Below are 18,511 nucleotides of genomic sequence, written 5' to 3' on the forward strand. Positions count from 1 at the left end.
GTGCGACGTTATCCGAAAAAGAACGAGGCTACGGGAATGACTGTGGGCATGACAGGCTATTTCACCCATCGCGAATGCTGGAAGCACGAGATGGGCCCGGGGCATCCCGAATGCCCGGCGCGGCTGGATGCCATCGAGGACCGACTGCTCGCCACCGGCGTGGCCGACGCGCTGGAACGCATCCAGGCCCCCGAGGCGTCTCTGGCCGACATCGAGCTGGCGCACGACCGCCGCCATGTGGACGCCCTGCGCGGCATGTCCGAGCGGCTGGCCGAAGAGCTGCTGGCCGGCGGCCCGGCGCATGCGCAGATCGACCCCGACACCTCCATCAACACCCACACCTGGAACGCCGCGCTGCGCGCCGCCGGCGCGGCCCTGGCCGCCACCGATGCGGTGATGGCGGGCGAGCTGGAGAACGCCTTCTGCTGCGTGCGCCCGCCGGGCCACCACGCCACGCGCGACAAGGCCATGGGGTTTTGCTTCTTCAACAACGTGGCCATCGCCGCGCGGTATGCCTTGAAGCGCCACGGCCTGCGCCGCGTGGCGGTGGTGGATTTCGACGTGCACCACGGCAACGGCACCGAGGACATCCTGGCCGGCGACGACCGCGTGCTGATGGTGGGCATCTTCCAGCACCCGTTCTATCCCTACAGCGGCGACCGCGACCCGGCGCCCAACATGCTCAATGTGCCCGTGGCCGCCTACACGCGCGGCATGGACATCCGCGAACTGATCGAGATGTTGTGGATTCCGCGGCTGGAGGCCTTCAAGCCCGAGATGATCTTCGTGAGCGCCGGCTTCGACGGCCACCGCGAGGACGACATGGGCCAGCTCGGCCTGACCGAGCAGGACTACACCTGGATCACCCAGCGCGTGAAGGACGTGGCCCGCCGCCACTCCAAGGGCCGCATCGTCTCTTGCCTGGAGGGCGGCTACATGATGGATGCCCTGGCGCGCAGCGTGGAAGCCCACGTGCGCGTGCTGGCCGACCTGTGACCTTCTGCCTTAGCCGCCCCCTCGCATGACGACCCCTTCCGCTCCCCCGAACCCCCTGGCCGTTTCGCGCGATGCGCGGGGCGTCGTCACCCTCACGCTGGACGACCCCGCGCGCTTCAACGCGCTGGGCGACGGCATGCTCGCCGCGCTGCAGCAGGCGCTGGCCGACGTGGCCCGCGACGACACCGCGCGGGTGGTGGTGCTGGCCGCCAGCGGCAAGGCCTTTTGCGCCGGCCACAACCTGAAGGACATGGCCGCCCACCCCGACAAGGCCTGGTACCAGAAGCTCTTCGCCCAGTGCAGCCGCATGATGCTCGCCATCCAGCAGCTGCCCGTGCCGGTGATCGCCCGCGTGCAGGGCATGGCCACGGCGGCTGGCTGCCAGCTGGTGGCGCAGTGCGACCTGGCGGTGGCGGCGGACGACGCCACCTTCGCCACCAGCGGCATCCACTACGGCCTGTTCTGCGCCACGCCCAGCGTGCCGCTGGTGCGCAATGTGCCGCTCAAGCGCGCCATGGAAATGCTGCTGACGGGCGACTTCATCGATGCGCGCACCGCGCAGGCGCAAGGGCTGGTGAACCGCGTGGTGCCGCAGGCGCAACTCGATGCCGAGGTCGAACGGCTCGTGCAGTCCATCCTGGAAAAGCCCCGCGCCGCGGTCGCCATGGGCAAGGCCCTGGTCTACCAGCAGCGCGAGCTGGGCGTGGAGGCGGCCTACCAGCTCGCGGGCCAGGCCATGGCCACCAACATGATGGACGCGGCGGCGCAGGAGGGCGCGCGCGCCTTCGCTGAAAAACGCACGCCGGCCTGGAAGCCGGCGCGCTGAGCCCGCTGGCCATGCCGCCGTCCCCGGTTCCCGATCCCCGCCTCTCTTTCCATCCCGGCGCCGCCGCGGGTGGCGCCTTCCTCTGCTCCTGCTGCTTCTTCTGACTGCCGATGGAAATCTTCGACACCCTGTCGCGCGACTTCAACAACTCCAGCACCTGGCTGGAGATCGCCGTGCTCGCAGCCTGTATCGCCCTGGCCTACCTGGCCAGCCGCGCGGTGGGGCGCCAGCAGCCGGCCGATTCGGTGTGGTTCGGGCGGCGCACCGTCGATGGGCTGATGTTCCCGCTGCTCTCGCTGGCGCTGGTGTATGCGGCACGCGTGGGCGTGGAGCATTACCAGCCGGTGTTCCTGCTGCGCGTGGCGGTGCCGGTGCTGACCTCGCTGGTGTTGATCCGCTTCTTCGCGCGGGTGCTGACCGCCGCGTTCCCGCGCTCGGCGGCCATGCGGCTGGTCGAGCGCATCGTCTCGTGGGTGGCCTGGGGCGTGGCCGTGCTGTGGATCGTGGGGCTGCTGCCGCTGGTGCGCCAGGAACTGGCCGACATCAACATCAGCTTCGGCAAATCGCAGGTCAGCCTGCTGATGCTGCTGCAGGGCGTGCTGTCGGCGGGGCTGGTGATGGTGCTGGCGCTGTGGGTGTCGTCCACGTTCGAGCGCCGCGTGCTGAGCAATGCCGTCAATGACCTGTCCATGCGCAAGGTGGCGGTGAACGCCACGCGCGCGGTGCTGCTGATGATCGGCATGCTGTTCGCCCTGTCGGCCGTGGGCGTGGACCTGACCGCGCTGTCGGTGCTGGGCGGCGCGGTGGGCGTGGGCCTGGGATTCGGGCTGCAAAAGCTCGCCTCCAACTACGTGAGCGGCTTCGTCATCCTGCTGGAGCGCTCGCTGCGCATCGGCGACAACGTGCGGGTCGATGGCTTCGAGGGCCGCATCACCGACATCAAGACGCGCTACACCCTCATCCGCGCGGGCAACGGCCGCGAATCCATCGTGCCGAACGAGACCCTCATCACCCAGCGCGTGGAGAACCTCTCCGACGCCGATCGCAAGTTCAACGTCACCACCAACATCGTCGTGGGCTACGACAGCGACGTGGCCCAGGTGCAGCAGATTCTGTGCGAGGCCGCCGCCGCGCAGGCGCGCGTGCTGAAAGAGCCGCAGCCCGTGGCCTACCTGGTCAACTTCGCGCCCGACGGGCTGGAGTTCAGCCTGAACTTCTGGATCAGCGACCCCTCCGCCGGCTCGGTCAACCTGCGCTCGGCCATCAACATCGCCATCCTGGAGGGCCTGCGCGGGGCGGGCATCGACATTCCCTACCCGCAGCGGGTGGTGCAGATCCGGGGCGACGCCGTGCCCCCGGTACCGGCCGGCGCTGTCGCCGAAGTGCCAGCACCCGCACCGCAGCGCCCGGAGGCCGGAGACACTGGCCTATAATTCGCAAAAAAGCACGATCGTTCTTTTTGTGGGTGGGCGGCATCCCACTGCCTCGCGCAGGGGTATGCGCCAGGGGTGCGGAATAGAATGTTTCGGTTTACGTAAACGTCAATTAATCAACAACTCTAGGAGCCGCAGCAATGAAGGTTTTGGTCCCTGTCAAGCGCGTGGTGGACTACAACGTGAAGGTCCGAGTGAAGTCGGACAACACGGGTGTGGACATCGCGAACGTGAAGATGAGCATGAACCCCTTTGACGAGATCGCCGTCGAGGAGGCCGTGCGCCTGAAGGAAAAGGGCGTGGTGACCGAAGTCATCGCCGTCTCCTGCGGCGTGGCGCAGTGCCAGGAAACGCTGCGCACCGCCATGGCCATCGGTGCCGACCGTGCCATCCTGGTGGAGACCACCGAAGAACTGCAGCCCCTGGCCGTGGCCAAGATCCTGAAGGCGCTGGTGGACAAGGAGCAGCCCCAGCTCATCATCCTGGGCAAGCAGGCCATCGACGACGATGCCAACCAGACCGGGCAGATGCTCGCAGCCCTGGCCGACCTGCCGCAGGCCACCTTCGCCTCCAAGGTGGAAGTGAGCGGCGACAAGGTCAACGTCACGCGCGAAGTCGATGGCGGGCTGGAGACCATCTCCCTCACGCTGCCGGCCGTGGTCACCACCGACCTGCGCCTGAACGAGCCGCGCTACGTCACCTTGCCCAACATCATGAAGGCCAAGAAAAAGCAGCTCGATACCGTCAAGCCCGAAGACCTGGGCGTCGATGTCAAGCCGCGCCTGAAGACCCTGAAGGTCTCCGAACCCCCGAAGCGCGGCGCCGGCATCAAGGTGCCCGACGTGGCCGCCCTGGTGGACAAGCTCAAGAACGAAGCAAAGGTGATCTGAACATGACAGCCCTCGTAATTGCCGAACACGACAACGCCAGCATCAAGCCCTCCACCCTGAACACCGTGACGGCCGCCGTGGCCTGCGGTGGCGACGTGCACGTGCTGGTGGCGGGCAACGGCGCCGATGCCGCCGCCCAGGCCGCCGCGCAGATCGCCGGCGTCAGCAAGGTCATCCTGGCCGATGGCGCGAGCCTCAAGGACGGCCTGGCCGAGAACGTCGCCGCCCAGGTGCTGGCCATCGCCGCCAACTACAGCCACATCCTGTTCCCCGCCACCGCGGGCGGCAAGAACGTGGCCCCTCGGGTGGCCGCCAAGCTCGATGTCGCGCAGATCAGCGACATCACCAAGGTGGACAGCCCCGACACCTTCGAGCGCCCCATCTACGCCGGCAACGCCATCGCCACCGTGCAGAGCAGCGATGCGACCAAGGTCATCACCGTGCGCACCACCGGCTTCGATGCCGCGGCCGCCACCGGGGGCTCGGCCGCCGTCGAGAAGCAGGAGGCCGCCGCCGATTCCGGCAAGAGCAGTTTCGTGGGCCGCGAAGTGACCAAGAGCGACCGCCCCGAGCTCACCGCCGCCAAGATCATCGTCTCGGGCGGACGGGCGCTGGGCAGCAGCGAGAAGTTCAACGAAGTGATGACGCCCCTGGCGGACAAGCTGGGTGCGGCGATCGGCGCGAGCCGCGCGGCGGTGGATGCGGGCTACGCGCCCAACGACCTGCAGGTGGGGCAGACGGGCAAGATCGTGGCGCCGCAGCTGTACATCGCGGCGGGCATCTCGGGCGCGATCCAGCATCTGGCGGGCATGAAGGACTCCAAGGTGATCGTGGCGATCAACAAGGACCCGGAAGCGCCGATTTTCAGCGTGGCCGACTACGGCCTGGAGGCCGACCTGTTCACGGCCGTGCCGGAACTGGTCAAGGCGCTCTGATCGCGCGGCCCCGTTCCCCGGAAGGCATCGCTTGCGATGCCTTTTTTTCCGACATTTTTCGCCCCCGGAGACTTCTTCCATGAGTTACACCGCCCCCGTCAAGGACATGCTGTTCGCGATCGAGCACCTGGCGAACATCGAGCAAGTGGCCCGGCTGCCCGGTTTCGAGGACGCCGGCCTCGACACCGCCCAGGCGGTGCTGCAGGAATGCGCCCGCTTCAACGAGGGCGTGGTGGCGCCATTGAACGTCGTGGGGGACCGCAACCCGTCGTCGTGGAAGGACGGGGTGGTCACGACCACGCCGGGGTTCAAGGAGGCCTTTCGGCAGTACGCCGAGGGCGGCTGGCAGGGCCTGCAGCACCCTGCCGACTTCGGCGGCCAGGGGCTGCCCAAGACCATCGGCGCGGCCTGCATCGAGATGTGCAACAGCGCCAACCTGAGCTTCGCGCTCTGCCCGCTGCTGACCGACGGCGCCATCGAGGCGCTGCTCACCGCCGGCAGCGATGAGCTGAAAGCCACCTACCTCGAAAAGCTGGTGACCGGCGAATGGACCGGCACCATGAACCTCACCGAGCCGCAGGCCGGCTCGGACCTGGCGCTGGTGCGCACGCGCGCCGAGCCGCAGGGCGACGGCACCTACCAGGTGTTCGGCACCAAGATCTTCATCACCTATGGCGAGCACGACATGGCCGCCAACATCGTGCACCTCGTGCTGGCGCGCGTGCAGGGCGCGCCCGAGGGCGTGAAGGGCATCAGCCTGTTCGTGGTGCCCAAGTTCCTGGTCAACGCCGATGGCAGCCTGGGCAAGCGCAACGATGCGCACTGCGTCTCCATCGAGCACAAGCTGGGCATCAAGGCATCGCCCACCGCGGTGCTGCAATTCGGCGACCACGGCGGCGCCGTGGGCTACCTGGTGGGCGAGGAAAACCGCGGCCTCGAATACATGTTCATCATGATGAACGCGGCCCGCTACGCCGTGGGCGTGCAGGGCATCGCGGTGGCCGAGCGCGCCTACCAGCAGGCCGTGGGCTACGCGAAGGACCGCGTGCAGAGCCGGCCCGTGGACGGCAGCGTGAAGGCCAGCGCCACCATCATCCACCACCCCGATGTGCGCCGCATGCTCATGACCATGCGCGCCTACACCGAAGGCTGCCGCGCCATGGCCACCGTGGCCGCGGCCGCCTACGACGCCTCGCACCACCACCCCGATGCCGAGACGCGCCGGCAGAACACGGCGTTCTACGAATTCATGGTGCCGCTGGTCAAGGGCTACAGCACCGAGATGAGCCTGGAGGTCACCAGCCTGGGCGTGCAGGTGCACGGCGGCATGGGCTTCATCGAGGAGACCGGCGCCGCGCAGCACTACCGCGACGCGAAGATCCTCACGATCTACGAAGGCACCACCGCCATCCAGGCCAACGACCTCGTGGGCCGCAAGACGGCGCGCGACGGCGGCCAGACGGCCAAGGCCATCGCCGCGCAGATCGCGGCGACCGAGGGCGAACTCGACGCCAGCGGCACGCCCGCCGCCCGCGCCGTGGCCCGGCGCCTGTCCCAGGCCCGCGCGGCGTTCCTGGAGGTGGTGGATTTCATCGCCGCCAGCGCCAAGGCCCAGCCCAACGCCGCCTATGCGGGCAGCGTGCCGTACCTGATGCTGGCCGGCAACCTCGTGGCAGGCTGGCAGATGGGCCGCGCGCTGCTGGCCGCGCAGCGGCTGTTGCCGGAGGGACAGGACGAAGCCTTCCTGCGCGCCAAGATCGCCACCGCACAGTTCTACGCGGACCACATCCTGGTCAAGGCCGGCGGCCTGCGCGATGCCATCGTGGAAGGTGCCGACAGCGTGACCGCGCTGGCGCCCGAGGCGTTCTGATGCCCCTCTGGTTGCCTTGATTGCTATTGAATCGATAGCTGAATGCCCTAGAGCAATATGCGCTGGGGCCGTTTTTCGTCATTAATACCCACCCCGGAGACCGTCCATGTCCCAGTTGCCACCGGCGCTTCAGAAACTCTCGCTGCCCGTCATCGGTTCGCCGCTGTTCATCATCAGCAACCCCCAACTGGTGATCGCGCAGTGCAAGGCGGGCATCGTGGGCTCGATGCCTGCGCTCAACGCCCGCCCGGCCGAGCAGCTGGACGACTGGCTGGCCGAGATCACCGAGGCGCTGGCGGCGCATGACAAGGCGCACCCCGATCGGCCTTCGGCCCCGTTCGCCATCAACCAGATCGTGCACAAGAGCAACGACCGCCTGGAGCACGACATGCAGGTCTGCGCCAAGTACAAGGTGCCGATCGTCATCACCAGCCTGGGCGCGCGCGAGGACGTGAACCAGGCCGTGCACGGCTGGGGCGGCATCGTGCTGCACGACATCATCAACAACAAGTTCGCCCACAAGGCGATCGAGAAGGGCGCCGACGGCCTCATCGCCGTGGCCGCAGGCGCGGGCGGGCATGCGGGGGTCAAGAGCCCCTTCGCGCTGATCCAGGAGATCCGCCAGTGGTTCGACGGCCCCGTGGCGCTGTCCGGCGCGATCGCCTCGGGCGGCGCCGTGCTGGCCGCGCAGGCCATGGGGGCCGACTTCGCCTACATCGGCTCGGCCTTCATCGCCACGCACGAAGCGCGGGCGCAGGAGGCCTACAAGCAGGCCATCGTGGACGGCAACTCCGACGACATCGTCTACAGCAACCTGTTCACGGGCGTGCACGGCAACTACCTGGCGCCCTCGGTGCGCGCGGCCGGGCTCGACCCCGACCACCTGCCCGAGTCCGACCCGAGCAAGATGAATTTCGGCGGCGACGCCAAGAAGGCCTGGAAGGACATCTGGGGCTGCGGCCAGGGCATCGGCGCGATCACCGAGGTGACCGGCGCGGCCGACCTCGTGGCCCGTCTGCGCCGCGAGTACCAGGCCGCGCGGGGCCGCCTGGCCGTCCTCTGAGCCGCGCCACCGGGCCGGCTGCCTCGGCCCGGGACGCTATACTTTTCGACCCCCGCGCTCCCGGCGCTGCCGCATGGCAGTGCCGGGAGCGCTTTTTTGCGGGTCCGCGGGCACTTTGCCGCGCGGCCCGTTCCATGGTTCGTCCCTCGCCGGTTTCCGCATGTCCTCCGCCTCCCGCAGTTCCCTGATCGACACGGTCAAGGGCCTGGCCTGCGCGACCATCGTCGCGCACCACCTGGTTTTCTACGGCCCCATGTCCGATGTGGCCCTGCCGCTGATGCCGCAGGTGATGGCGTGGCTGTCCCAGCATGGGCGGATGGCCGTGCAGGTGTTTCTGGTCCTCGGCGGCTACCTCGCCGCGGCCAGCCTGGCGCCCACCGGCGCGGCGCGCTTCGACAGCGCCTCCGAGCAGATCGGCCGGCGGTTCGTGCGGCTGGCCGTGCCCTACGCCGTGGCCATGGTGCTGGCGGTGCTGGCATCCGCCGCGGTGCGGCCCTTCCTGGACCACCCCTCGGTGCCGGGCGAGCCCAGCCCCGCCCAGTTGGTGGCGAACGCGCTGATGATCCAGGACATCGTGGGCGAGGAGGCGCTGTCCGCCGGGGTCTGGTACGTGGGCATCGACTTCCAGCTCTTCGCGCTGGCGGCGCTGCTGTTCTCGGCCGTGCGCCGCTGGCCGGGAGTGAGCCGGCCGCAGGCGGAGCGCCTGGGCAAGGCGCTGGTGCTGGCCGGCACGGCGCTGTCCCTGCTGTGGCTCAACCGGGAGGCGGGCCTGGACATGTGGGCCTGCTACTTCTTCGGGTCGTACGGCCTGGGCATGCTGGCGTGCTGGACCGTACGCGCGCCCCGTGCCCGGGCGGGGTTGCTGGCCATCGCCGCGCTGGGGGTAGTTGCGCTGGCGGTGGAGTTCCGCGAACGCATCGCGGTGGCCTGGGTGGCCGCGCTGGTGCTGGTGCTGTGGCTGCGCTGGGGGCAGCCCTGGCTGTCGGCGCGCTGGCCCGCCGGGGCATCCAGTGCCGTGCCCCATCCCCTGGAGCGGCTGGGGCGCATGTCGTATTCGGTGTTCCTCGTGCACTTTCCCGTGTGCCTGCTGGTGAATGCCGCGTTCCAGCAGGCCTGGCGGGACTCCGCCGCGATGAACCTGCTGGGCATGGCCACCGCCTTCGGCCTGTCGCTGGCCGCGGGGCGCCTGCTGTACTGGCGGGTGGAGCGCCACGTGCCGTCGTGGACGGTGGCGCTGCGCTGGCAGGCCGGGCTCGTGGGCACCGGCGTGGTGGTGGCGTTCGCGGCCGGGCGCTTCGGCTGATCAGGCCCGGCGGTGGGCCTGGGTGCTCAGGCCCGGGGCCCCGCAATGCCAGGCCGGATGACGCTCAGGCGGGGTCCTTCGCCACCTCGCGCCCGCGGCGGCGCCAGTCGATGAACCAGGCCATGAACGGCAGGATGAGCATAGAGCCGGGCACCACCCACACCAGCAGGTAGGGGCTGACCGACGAGGCCGAGCGCATCACGCTGCGCAGCCGGTCGCGCTCCTCGGCCGTCCACAGCCCCTGGCGGCGCTGCTGCACCAGCCATGTCACCGACCCCTTCATGGTGGCCAGCTCCTTAAGGAAGCGGTTCTTCTCCCGGTTGCTGCCCGCCAGGAAGGCGCAGAACCACTCCGGTGCGCACTCGACGCGGCGCTGCAGGGCCGCGGCGGAGGCGGGATCGGACGCCTGCGTCAGGGCGGTATCGGGCGGAAGCGGGGGCTCCGGATCGTGGGGAGAAGCGGTGTTCATGGGTTGGGGGGCGTTCACTGCGCAGTGCCGGGCGGGTTGCCTGCAGGCGTGCCCTCCGACTGTGCCACAGAGCGAAATCCATGGTGGGCCAGAGTGTACTGAGTGTCTGTATTTAAATACAGTATGGGCGGCTTTCTTCGGTGCACGGGGCGCGCCGCGATCAGAGCGTCAGCAGCAAATCGTGCCCTCCACCGTCGAGCGGCACGCGTACGCCGCTGTCTTCGCAGGGCACGGAGGCACCGTCCAGCCAGGCCTGCGGCGGGCCGCCGGCATCCGGGGCACGGGTGATGCGGATCGCGCAGTGGCTGGTGCCGATGGTGACCGTCGCCTCGAACCCCGGCCAGTCCGCAGGAATGCAGGGCCGCACCCGCAGCGCCGTGCCTTCGCGGCGCAGCCCCAGGATGCCTTCGATGCCCGCGCGGTACATCCAGGCGGCCGAGCCGGTGTACCAGGTCCAGCCGCCGCGCCCGGCATGCGGGGGCACGGCATAGACGTCGGCCGCGACCACGTAGGGCTCGACCCGGTAGCGGGCGACCTGCTCGGGCGTGCTGGCGTGCAGGATGGGGTTCACCAGCCGGAACAGCGCGGCGGCCCGGTCGCCATCGCCCTGCTGGGCGAAGGCGAGGATGGACCACATGGCGGCGTGGCTGTACTGACCGCCGTTCTCGCGCAGGCCGGGCGGGTAGCCCTTGATGTACCCCGGGTCCCGCGGCATCTGGTCGAACGGGGGGGCCAGCAGCAGCGCGAGCCCGTCGTCCTGGCGGATCAGGTGCCGCTCCAGCGAATCCATGGCCTGGGCGGTCCGCGCCGGGTCGGCGGCACCCGACAGCACGGCCCAGGCCTGGGCGATGGCGTCGATGCGGCACTCCCCGCTGTCCTGCGAGCCCAGCCAGGTGCCGTCGTCGAAGGTGGCGCGGCGATACCAGGCGCCGTCCCATGCCACCGCCTCGATGGCGGCACGCACCGATTCCGCGTGCGCGCGCCAGAGCGCGGCCCGGCCGTCGTCCCGATCTTCGGCCAGCGGCGCGAAGAGGGCGACGGTGCGGATCAGCAGCCAGCCCAGCCACACGCTTTCGCCTTGTCCTTCGGCGCCCACGCGGTTCATGCCGTCGTTCCAGTCGCCGGCGCCGATGAGCGGCAACCCCTGCCGGCCCGTGAGCGCCATGCACTGGTCCAGCGCGCGGGCGCAGTGCTCGAACAGCGAGGCCGACTGTCCGGACGGCATGGGCTGGAAGAACGCATCGTGTTCGCCGGGCTGCAGCGCCGGGCCTTCGAGGAAGGGCACGGCTTCGTCCAGCACGGCGCGATCGCCCGAGGTGGCGACGTACTCCGCCGCCGCATAGGCCAGCCAGGCGCGGTCGTCCGAGATGCGGGTGCGCACGCCCTGGCCGGAGTGCGGCAGCCACCAGTGCTGCACGTCGCCTTCCGGGAACTGGCGGCCGGCGGCGCGCAGCAGGTGCGCGCGGGTCTGCTCCGGGTGGGTGAAGCGCAGCGCCATCCCGTCCTGCAACTGGTCGCGGAACCCGTAGGCGCCGCTGGCCTGGTAGAAGGCCGCCCGGGCCCAGAGCCGGCAGGCGATGGTTTGGTAGAGCAGCCAACCGTTGAGCAGGATGTCCATGGCCCGGTCGGGCGTGCGCACCTGCACCGCACCCAGCGTCTGCCGCCAGCCTGCGGTCACCTGCGCCAGCACGGCATCGAGATCGCAGGTGCGGTAGCGGGCGATGAGCGCCTGCGTGGCCTGCAGCGAGTCGCCTTGCCCCAGCAGGGACACGACCTCCACCGAAGCCCCCGGGGCCAGTTCGACCACGCACTGCAGCGCCGCGCAGGGGTCGAGCCCGGCGCCCGTGCGGCCCGACAGCGGGTCGTTGCTGGCGAACGCGGCGGGTGCCCCGGGCCCGCCGTGGCGTCCCAGAAACTCCGTGCGGTCGGCCGTCCACGCCGTCTGCTGCCCGCGCAGGTCCGCGAAGGCCACCCGGCCGGGAAAGGCCATGTCCCAGGGCTTGTGGGCGAGCAGGGCGCCGCTGCCGGCATCCACCGCGGTCGCGATGAACGGCGCCGACGCGCCGCGCGAGGTGCCCAGCACCCATTCGGCATAGGCCGTGACGGTCAGGCGCCGGGCCTTGCCCGAGGTGTTGCGCAGCGTGAGGCGCGAGATCTTGACGGGGTCTTCGCCGGGCACGTACTGCAGCAACTCCAGCCCCAGGCCGCGTGCCGCGTGCGCGAACCGGCTGTAGCCGTGGCCATGGCGCGCTTCGTACACGCCATCGTCGCCCAGGGGCTGTGCCGTGGCGGTCCACGCTTCGCCCGTGGCTTCGTCGTGCACGTAGATCGCTTCTCCGGACGGATCGCTCACCGGGTCGTTGGACCACGGGGTCAGCTGGTTCTCGCGGCTGTTGGTGCACCAGGTGCAGGTGCTGCCGCGCTCGGACACCTGGAACCCGAACCCCGGATTGGCGATGACGTTGATCCAGGGCGCCGGGGTGGCCTGGCCCGGGCCCAGCCGCACCACATACTCCCGCCCGTCCAGGGCGAATCCGCCCAGGCCGTTGAAGAACTCCAGGTCGTCGGATGCCGCTGCGGCGGGTGCCGCACCAGGCGCCAGCTGGGAGGGCGGCGGCGCCCAGGCCGGTCTGGCGGGGGCTGGTCCCACGCCCGGGGCGGGCGGCGCCATGCGGGCGAGCCGGTCGGCGACCGGACCCTGGCGCGCGACGAGCTCCAGGCGCGCCGCCGACTGCAGCAGCGCGCGCCCCTGGACCCCGAGCAGGTCTGCCCGCAGCACATGGACCGCGCCCTGCGCCAGGCCCGATGCCATGGCCGGGCGCGCCTGGCTGCTGCGCACCGCGGTCTCGATGGCCACTTGCAGGTCCTGCACGTAGGAAGACGCGCGTTCGTTGAGGATGACCAGGTCCACGCTCAGCTGCTTCATGCGCCAGTATTCGTGGGCCGTGAGCAACTGCCGCACCTGCGGCATGTCCTCGATGTCGTCGATGCGCAGCACCACGATGGGCAGGTCGCCGGAGACCGCGTGCGGCCACAGCCCCGACTGCGGCCCGGCGCCCTGCAGCAGGGTCTCGGGATGGGCGCGGAACCGGCGGTCGGCATAGAGCAGCGGGGCGGCCAGGCGCTGGAAGTCGGCGGCTTCCTCGCCGTCCACCCCCAGGTGGCGCAGCTGCACCTGGGCCTGCGTCCACGACAGCGTGGCTGCGCGGTCGAAGGCGCTGCGCTCATGGTGCTGATCGATCAGGTCCAGCAACCCCGCGCGGGTCGATGCCACCACCGTCCAGAAGGCGATTCGCGCCAGCCCACCCGGTGCCACGCGCACCCGCTGGCGCAGGGCGAAGACCGGGTCCAGCACCGTGCCCACGGCGCCCGACAGCGGCAGGTCCTGCAGCACGGCGGCGGCGGTGGCGGGGTCGCGCCCCCGGCCCAGGAAGCCCGCGCGGTCGGATCCGTACTGGGGCGCCGCGGTGATCTCGCCTTCCAGCACCGCGAAATGCCCGGCCCATGCCTGCGGCTCGTGCGGCGTGCGCGGCCGGCGCGTGGCGATCAGCGCGCCGAATTCCGGCAGGTACTCGGTCAGCACGAAGAGCTTGGAGAACGCGGGATGCGCGTCGTCCGCGGCCTGCGGCGCCAGCACCACCTCGGCATAGGAGGTCACATCGATCTCGCGCGCCCGGCGCCCGCTGTTGGCCAGCGAGATGCGGCGCACTTCGCCGTCGGTCTCGCCGGACACCAGCACGTCCAGCGTGGTGAGCAGGCCCTTGTCGTGGTGCGAGAACGTGGCGTGGTCCTCGCCGAACAGCACGTCGCCGTGGTGGTGGCTGGCGCCCAGGGGCTGGGTGGTGGGGGACCAGAGCTGGGCGCTTTGCACATCGCGCAGGTAGATGAAACTGCCGTGCGAATCCCGCGTGGCGTCCTCGCGCCAGCGGGTCACCGCCACTCCGCGCCAGCGGCTGTAGCCCGCGCCGGCGGCCGTGAGCATGACCGTGTAGCTGCCGTTGGACAGCAGGTGCGTGACCGGCCCCGGCGCTCCGGCAGCCAGGCGGCGCACGGTGGGCGGCTGGCCAACGCCGCCGTCCAGGGAGGCCTTGACCTCTTCGGCGCGCGGCCGGTCCACCGCCACGTTGCGCGGCGTGCGCTCCTGCAGGAGCAGCTCGCTGGACTGGACCATGGGCTCGCGGTGAAAGCGCTCCCGCATGCGGCCGTCCTTCAGCACGTTGAGCAGGGCCACGATGGTCATGCCCTGGTGGTGGGCCATGTAGTTGCGCACGATGGCCACCGGCTGCCCTTCGGGCAGGCGGGTGGGCGTGAAATCCAGCGCTTCGTAGAAGCCATGGTGGCCCAGCGCGCCCAGGGCGGCCAGGCGCTCGTAGTTCAGCAGCGCCGCGCGCGGCTCCACCATGGCGGCCAGGCCGGTGGCGTACGGCGCGATGACGCGGTTGTCGCCGAGCCCGCGCTTGAGGCCCAGGCCCGGCACGCCGAAGTTGGAGTACTGGTAGGTGAACTCCCGGTCGCGCGCGTTGTAGGCGGACTCCGAGATGCCCCACGGAATGCCGAGCGCCTGCCCGTACGCGATCTGCCGCTGCACCACCAGGCGGTTCGTCTGCTCCAGCAGGCTGCCCGCGGGCGCCCGCATGACCAGCGAGGGCATCAGGTATTCGAACATCGAGCCGGACCAGGAGATCAGCGCCGAGCCGCCCGCAAGCGGCGTGGCAGCACGCCCCAGGCGGAACCAGTGGCGGGTGGGTGCATCGCCCTTGGCGATGGCGAAGAGGCTCGCCAGCCGGGCTTCGGACCCGAGCAGGTCGTAGCAGTTCTCGTCCAGGCGTTGCTCCGCCAGGGCGTAGCCGATGGACAGCAGCTTGCGCTCCGGGTCCATCAGGAACGCGAAATCCATGGCCAGGGCCATCTCACGCGCCGTGCCGGCCAGCGCCTGCAGCCGCTGGGCCAGGGCCGGCGCCGAGGTGGGCGCCAGGGCATCGTCGGCGTGCGCCGCGGCCACGCGGGCGATCTCGCGGGTCCAGAACAGCATTTCGTCCACGCCCGGATCGCCGTCCACCGAGCCCGCCTCCTTCGCCGCGCCGGCCGCCTTGTCGGCCAGGCGGCCCAGCGCGGGCGCCAGTTCCCGAAGGGGCAGGGGGCCATCGATCAGGGCGGCCATGCCGTCCAGCAGCTCGCCCATGCGCTGCGCCAGGGGCACGCCGCGCGCGCTGGCCAGGCCCGGCAGGCCCGCACGCGCCAGCTGCAGCGCGTCGCCGATGCCCGTGCGCACTTCCGCGCAGGGGCCGCCCTGGGCCCTCCACTCGTCGCAGGTGTTGGCCAGGGCGATCAGGTGGCCGGCGAGGTTGCCGCTGTCCACCGACGACACGTAGGGCGGATCGAGCGCGCGCAGGTCCGCCGTGCCATACCAGTTGAAGAAGTGGCCCCGAAAGCGCTGCAGCTGCTGCAGCGTGGCGAACGTTGCCTCCAGGCGCACTACCGTCTCCAGCGTGCCGGCCCAGCCGAAATCGCGCGCTGCGGCCGTCGCCAGCAGGTACAGGCCGATGTTGGTCGGCGAGGTGCGGCGCGCCACCACGGGCCGGGGCGTTTCCTGGAAGTTGTCGGGCGGCAGCATGTGGTCCGCCGGTGTCACGAAGGTCTCGAAGTAGCGCCAGGTGCGCCGCGCGATCCGGCGCAGCGCCAGGGCCTGCGCCGGTTGCAGTGCCAGCAGCGGGGCCATGCCCGGCGGCCGGCTGGCCCAGGCGGCGAGGGCGGGCGCCGCCAGCCACAGCGACAGCATCGGCAGCAGGAGCGCCAGCGTGGCGGCCCAGTGCGATGGCGCGAGCGCGATGGCGGCCCCCGCCACTGCCAGGCCCAGCGCCATGCCCGGGGCCATCTGGCGGTAAAAGCCAATGACGCCCGGCCGGGGCCGCTGGCCGGACTGCGCCGCGGTCGTCCATTCCAGCAGGTGGCGGCGGGTGGCGAACATTCTGGCCAGCGTGCGCACCAGGGCATCGCCCATGCGCCAGGCCTGGTCCGCCAGCAGGCTCCAGGCCAGGACGGTCTGGGCGCAGGCCATCCGCGCATCGGTGGCCAGCACCCGCCATTGGCTGCGCAGCCGCACGCCCGGCCGGTGCGACCAGGCGCTGGAGAGCACCGGCAGGCAGGAAGGAATGGCCAGCACCAGCAGCACCAGCAGCATGGCGACGGCGGCGGGTGCCGTGGGCATCGCCCAGGCCATGCCCAGCGCCAGCAGCGCCGATGGCGCCAGCAGCGAGCGGCGCAGGTTGTCGATCATCTTCCAGCGCCCCACGGCGGACACGGCCTGGGGCCCGCTCCAGTGGCCGGCGATCCAGGGCAGCAGCTGCCAGTCGCCCCGGGTCCAGCGGTGCTGGCGCCGCGCGGCCACGTCGTAGCGGGCCGGGGCTTCCTCGATCAGTTCGATGTCGGAGGCCAGGCCGGCGCGCGCGAAAGTGCCTTCGAAGAGATCGTGGCTCAGCAGGGTGTTGTCCGGCACCCGGCCCTGCAGCGATGCCTCGAAGGCATCCACGTCGTAGATGCCCTTGCCGGTGTACGAGCCTTCGCCAAAGAGGTCCTGGTAGACGTCCGAGATGGCCATCGCATACGGGTCCATGCCGCCCGGGCTGGAGGAGATCCGCTGGTAGAACGAGCCCTGGCTGCCGGTGGGCAGCGACGGCGTGATGCGCGGCTGCAAGATGGCGTAGCCGCCCACGACGCGTTGCGACACCGGGTCGAACCGGGGGCGGTTGAGCGGGTGGGCCATCTTGCCCACCAGGCGCAGCGCCGCGTCGCGCGGCAGCCGCGTGTCGGCGTCCAGCGTGATCACGTAGCGCACGCCCTGCGGCACGGCCGGGGTGGAAACGAAGCTGGTGTCCGCCGCGCCGCGCAGCAGCCGGTTCAGCTCATGGAGCTTGCCCCGCTTGCGCTCCCATCCCATCCAGGTGCTCTCCGCCGCGTTGAACAGGCGGCTGCGGTGCAGCAGCAGGAATCGCGGCCCCTGCGGCGCGGGGCCGTGGCGCAGGTTCAGCGCCGCGATGGCCTGCTCGGCCAGTGCGACGAGGGGGGCATCGGAGGGCAGGTCCTGCGTGGGCGCATCCACGCCATCGGCCACCAGCGCGAAGGCGATGTCGCCCTCGCCGCCCGCCAGGTAGTGCACCTCCAGCCGCTCGATCTGCTCCAGCAGGTCCGCCGCGCTGGTGAACAGCGTGGGCATGGCCACCAGGGTGCGCATCGAGGCCGGAATGCCCCCGGCCAGCTCCAGCCCGGGCAGGGGCGCCGCGCCCAGGCGCCAGGCCACCAGCCGGTGCACCAGGCTGGTGGCGACCTCGGAGGCGGGCAGCAGCAGGCCCAGCAGCCACAGTGCGGTCAGCCACGCGCCCGCGCCCACGGGCAGCACGAGCCAGCCCGCGGCGCACAGCGCACCCGTGGTCAGCGCGATGGCGCCCACGTAGCCGCGCAGGCTGTGCTCGCCCCGCAGGCGCGCCAGGCGCCAGTGCAGCGGCGCATGGAAGCCGATGGCCTGCTCGAGCGCCCTGCGCCCCCCGGAAATGAGGTGGTAGCCGGGGTCGTCGGCGCCGTCGCTGCGCTCTGCACCCGGGGCCCTGGCGGCGGCCTTCGCGGCGGCCAGCGCGTGCTCGGCGATATCCAGTTCCGAATGGCGGGACCGGCGGGCCAACTGCTCGATGGCGTCGCGGTAGAGGTTGCGCGTGGGAAAGTCCATCGCGGCGAAGTGGCTGCCTTCGCGCAGCCGCTCGTCCACCAGGCTCACGCTTTCGAACAGGTCGGCCCAGTCGATGTCGGACATGAGGCGCAGGCTGGTGATCACGTTGCGCACGGTGACGTTGGAGGCGCCCTGGCGCTGCTGGGCATGCGACACCACTTCGTCGATGGTGGTGCCCTGCTGCTGCAGGCGTTCCTGCAGCCAGCCCAGCGCCGGCATGGTCCGCGGGTCGTGGTCGCGCAGCCGCTTGGCGAGCTGGGCGGCGAACAGCTCGGACAGCGCCAGGGGCGACCGCGCGGCGATGTCCTCGTCCAGCGCCGAGCGGGCGGAGCCCAGGGCCATCAGGTGCGTGGCGAGCCGGTCGGCATCGGCCCGCGCGGCGCGTCCCACAGTCATCTGGTCCACCAGCCGGCGCAGGTTCTCGATCAGCACGATGCGCAGCGTGATCGCCACCGCCCACAGCTCGCCGATGGTCAGCGGCTGCACGCGCTGGTAGGCCTGCAGGAAGGCCCGCAACGTGCCCGCATCCACATGGCTGTCGGTGTGGGCCACGAAGGCCCAGGTCAGGCCCAGCACCCGGGGATAGCCCGCGAAGGGGCCCGATGCGAGCTTGGGCAGCTGCCGGTAGTAGTCGGCCGGCAGATCGCCCCGGATGTCGCGCACCTGCTTTTCGACGAGGTGGTAGTTGTCCAGCAGCCACTCGGCGGCGGGCACGACCCGCCGGCCCGCCTCCAGCTCGGCCGCGCTGGCGCGGTAGGCGGCCAGCAGCACCCGGGCGTTGTCGTCCAGGCGCCGGCGCAGCGGGGCGACGGCCGGGGGCCTGGCGCTGACGGCTTGCGCGGCGGCCAGGCTCTGGGCGTGCTGCTCCAGGCGCTCCAGCCCGAACAGTTCGCCGCGCACCGGCGCCGAGCCGGACCACAGCGATGCATCGCTGCCGCGAAACAGGAGGCGTTGGAGGAAGGGGGTCATGGTGCCTTTCGGTGGGCTGTGGGCGGTGGTGCGCCCA

10 protein-coding genes are annotated in these 18,511 nt (G+C 70.9%); 8 read left to right on the top strand and 2 right to left on the bottom strand.

The window, feature by feature from the left end; translation table 11 throughout:
• Positions 1 to 36: 36 nt before the first annotated feature.
• From AVKW3434_RS21435 to AVKW3434_RS21470, 8 genes are all read left to right on the top strand, one after another.
• Positions 37 to 996 (top strand): histone deacetylase family protein, encoded by a 960-nt coding sequence (locus AVKW3434_RS21435; RefSeq protein ID WP_272552001.1) that lies wholly within the window; start codon positions 37 to 39, stop codon positions 994 to 996.
• A gap of 25 nt (positions 997 to 1,021) precedes the next feature.
• Positions 1,022 to 1,822, top strand: a complete 801-nt coding sequence (locus tag AVKW3434_RS21440) for an enoyl-CoA hydratase (protein WP_284407439.1) — start codon at positions 1,022 to 1,024, stop codon at positions 1,820 to 1,822.
• Between the two features lie 110 nt (positions 1,823 to 1,932).
• Complete coding sequence (locus AVKW3434_RS21445; RefSeq protein WP_284407440.1) at positions 1,933 to 3,255, top strand: mechanosensitive ion channel family protein; 1,323 nt, start codon at positions 1,933 to 1,935, stop codon at positions 3,253 to 3,255.
• Between the two features lie 140 nt (positions 3,256 to 3,395).
• Positions 3,396 to 4,145, top strand: coding sequence for an electron transfer flavoprotein subunit beta/FixA family protein (locus AVKW3434_RS21450; RefSeq protein ID WP_272568347.1), 750 nt, complete (start codon positions 3,396 to 3,398; stop codon positions 4,143 to 4,145).
• A 2-nt stretch (positions 4,146 to 4,147) separates the two neighbouring features.
• Positions 4,148 to 5,080, top strand: a complete 933-nt coding sequence (locus AVKW3434_RS21455) for an electron transfer flavoprotein subunit alpha/FixB family protein (RefSeq protein WP_284407441.1) — start codon at positions 4,148 to 4,150, stop codon at positions 5,078 to 5,080.
• 79 nt (positions 5,081 to 5,159) lie between these two features.
• Positions 5,160 to 6,950 (top strand): acyl-CoA dehydrogenase, encoded by a 1,791-nt coding sequence (locus AVKW3434_RS21460; RefSeq protein WP_284407442.1) that lies wholly within the window; start codon positions 5,160 to 5,162, stop codon positions 6,948 to 6,950.
• Positions 6,951 to 7,056: 106 nt separating this feature from the next.
• Positions 7,057 to 8,013 (top strand): NAD(P)H-dependent flavin oxidoreductase, encoded by a 957-nt coding sequence (locus AVKW3434_RS21465; RefSeq protein WP_284399013.1) that lies wholly within the window; start codon positions 7,057 to 7,059, stop codon positions 8,011 to 8,013.
• A gap of 160 nt (positions 8,014 to 8,173) precedes the next feature.
• Positions 8,174 to 9,316, top strand: coding sequence for an acyltransferase family protein (locus tag AVKW3434_RS21470; protein ID WP_284407443.1), 1,143 nt, complete (start codon positions 8,174 to 8,176; stop codon positions 9,314 to 9,316).
• A gap of 64 nt (positions 9,317 to 9,380) precedes the next feature.
• Here AVKW3434_RS21470 and AVKW3434_RS21475 read toward each other — a convergent pair whose 3' ends face one another.
• Both AVKW3434_RS21475 and AVKW3434_RS21480 read right to left on the bottom strand, forming a co-directional pair.
• On the bottom strand, positions 9,381 to 9,785 hold the full coding sequence (locus AVKW3434_RS21475; RefSeq protein ID WP_272568355.1) for a hypothetical protein: 405 nt from the start codon (positions 9,783 to 9,785) through the stop codon (positions 9,381 to 9,383).
• Between the two features lie 160 nt (positions 9,786 to 9,945).
• Complete coding sequence (locus AVKW3434_RS21480) at positions 9,946 to 18,474, bottom strand: glycoside hydrolase family 94 protein (RefSeq protein WP_284407444.1); 8,529 nt, start codon at positions 18,472 to 18,474, stop codon at positions 9,946 to 9,948.
• Positions 18,475 to 18,511: the final 37 nt, after the last annotated feature.

The sequence above is a fragment of the Acidovorax sp. SUPP3434 genome, assembly GCF_030159015.1.
Lineage (GTDB): Bacteria > Pseudomonadota > Gammaproteobacteria > Burkholderiales > Burkholderiaceae_C > Paracidovorax.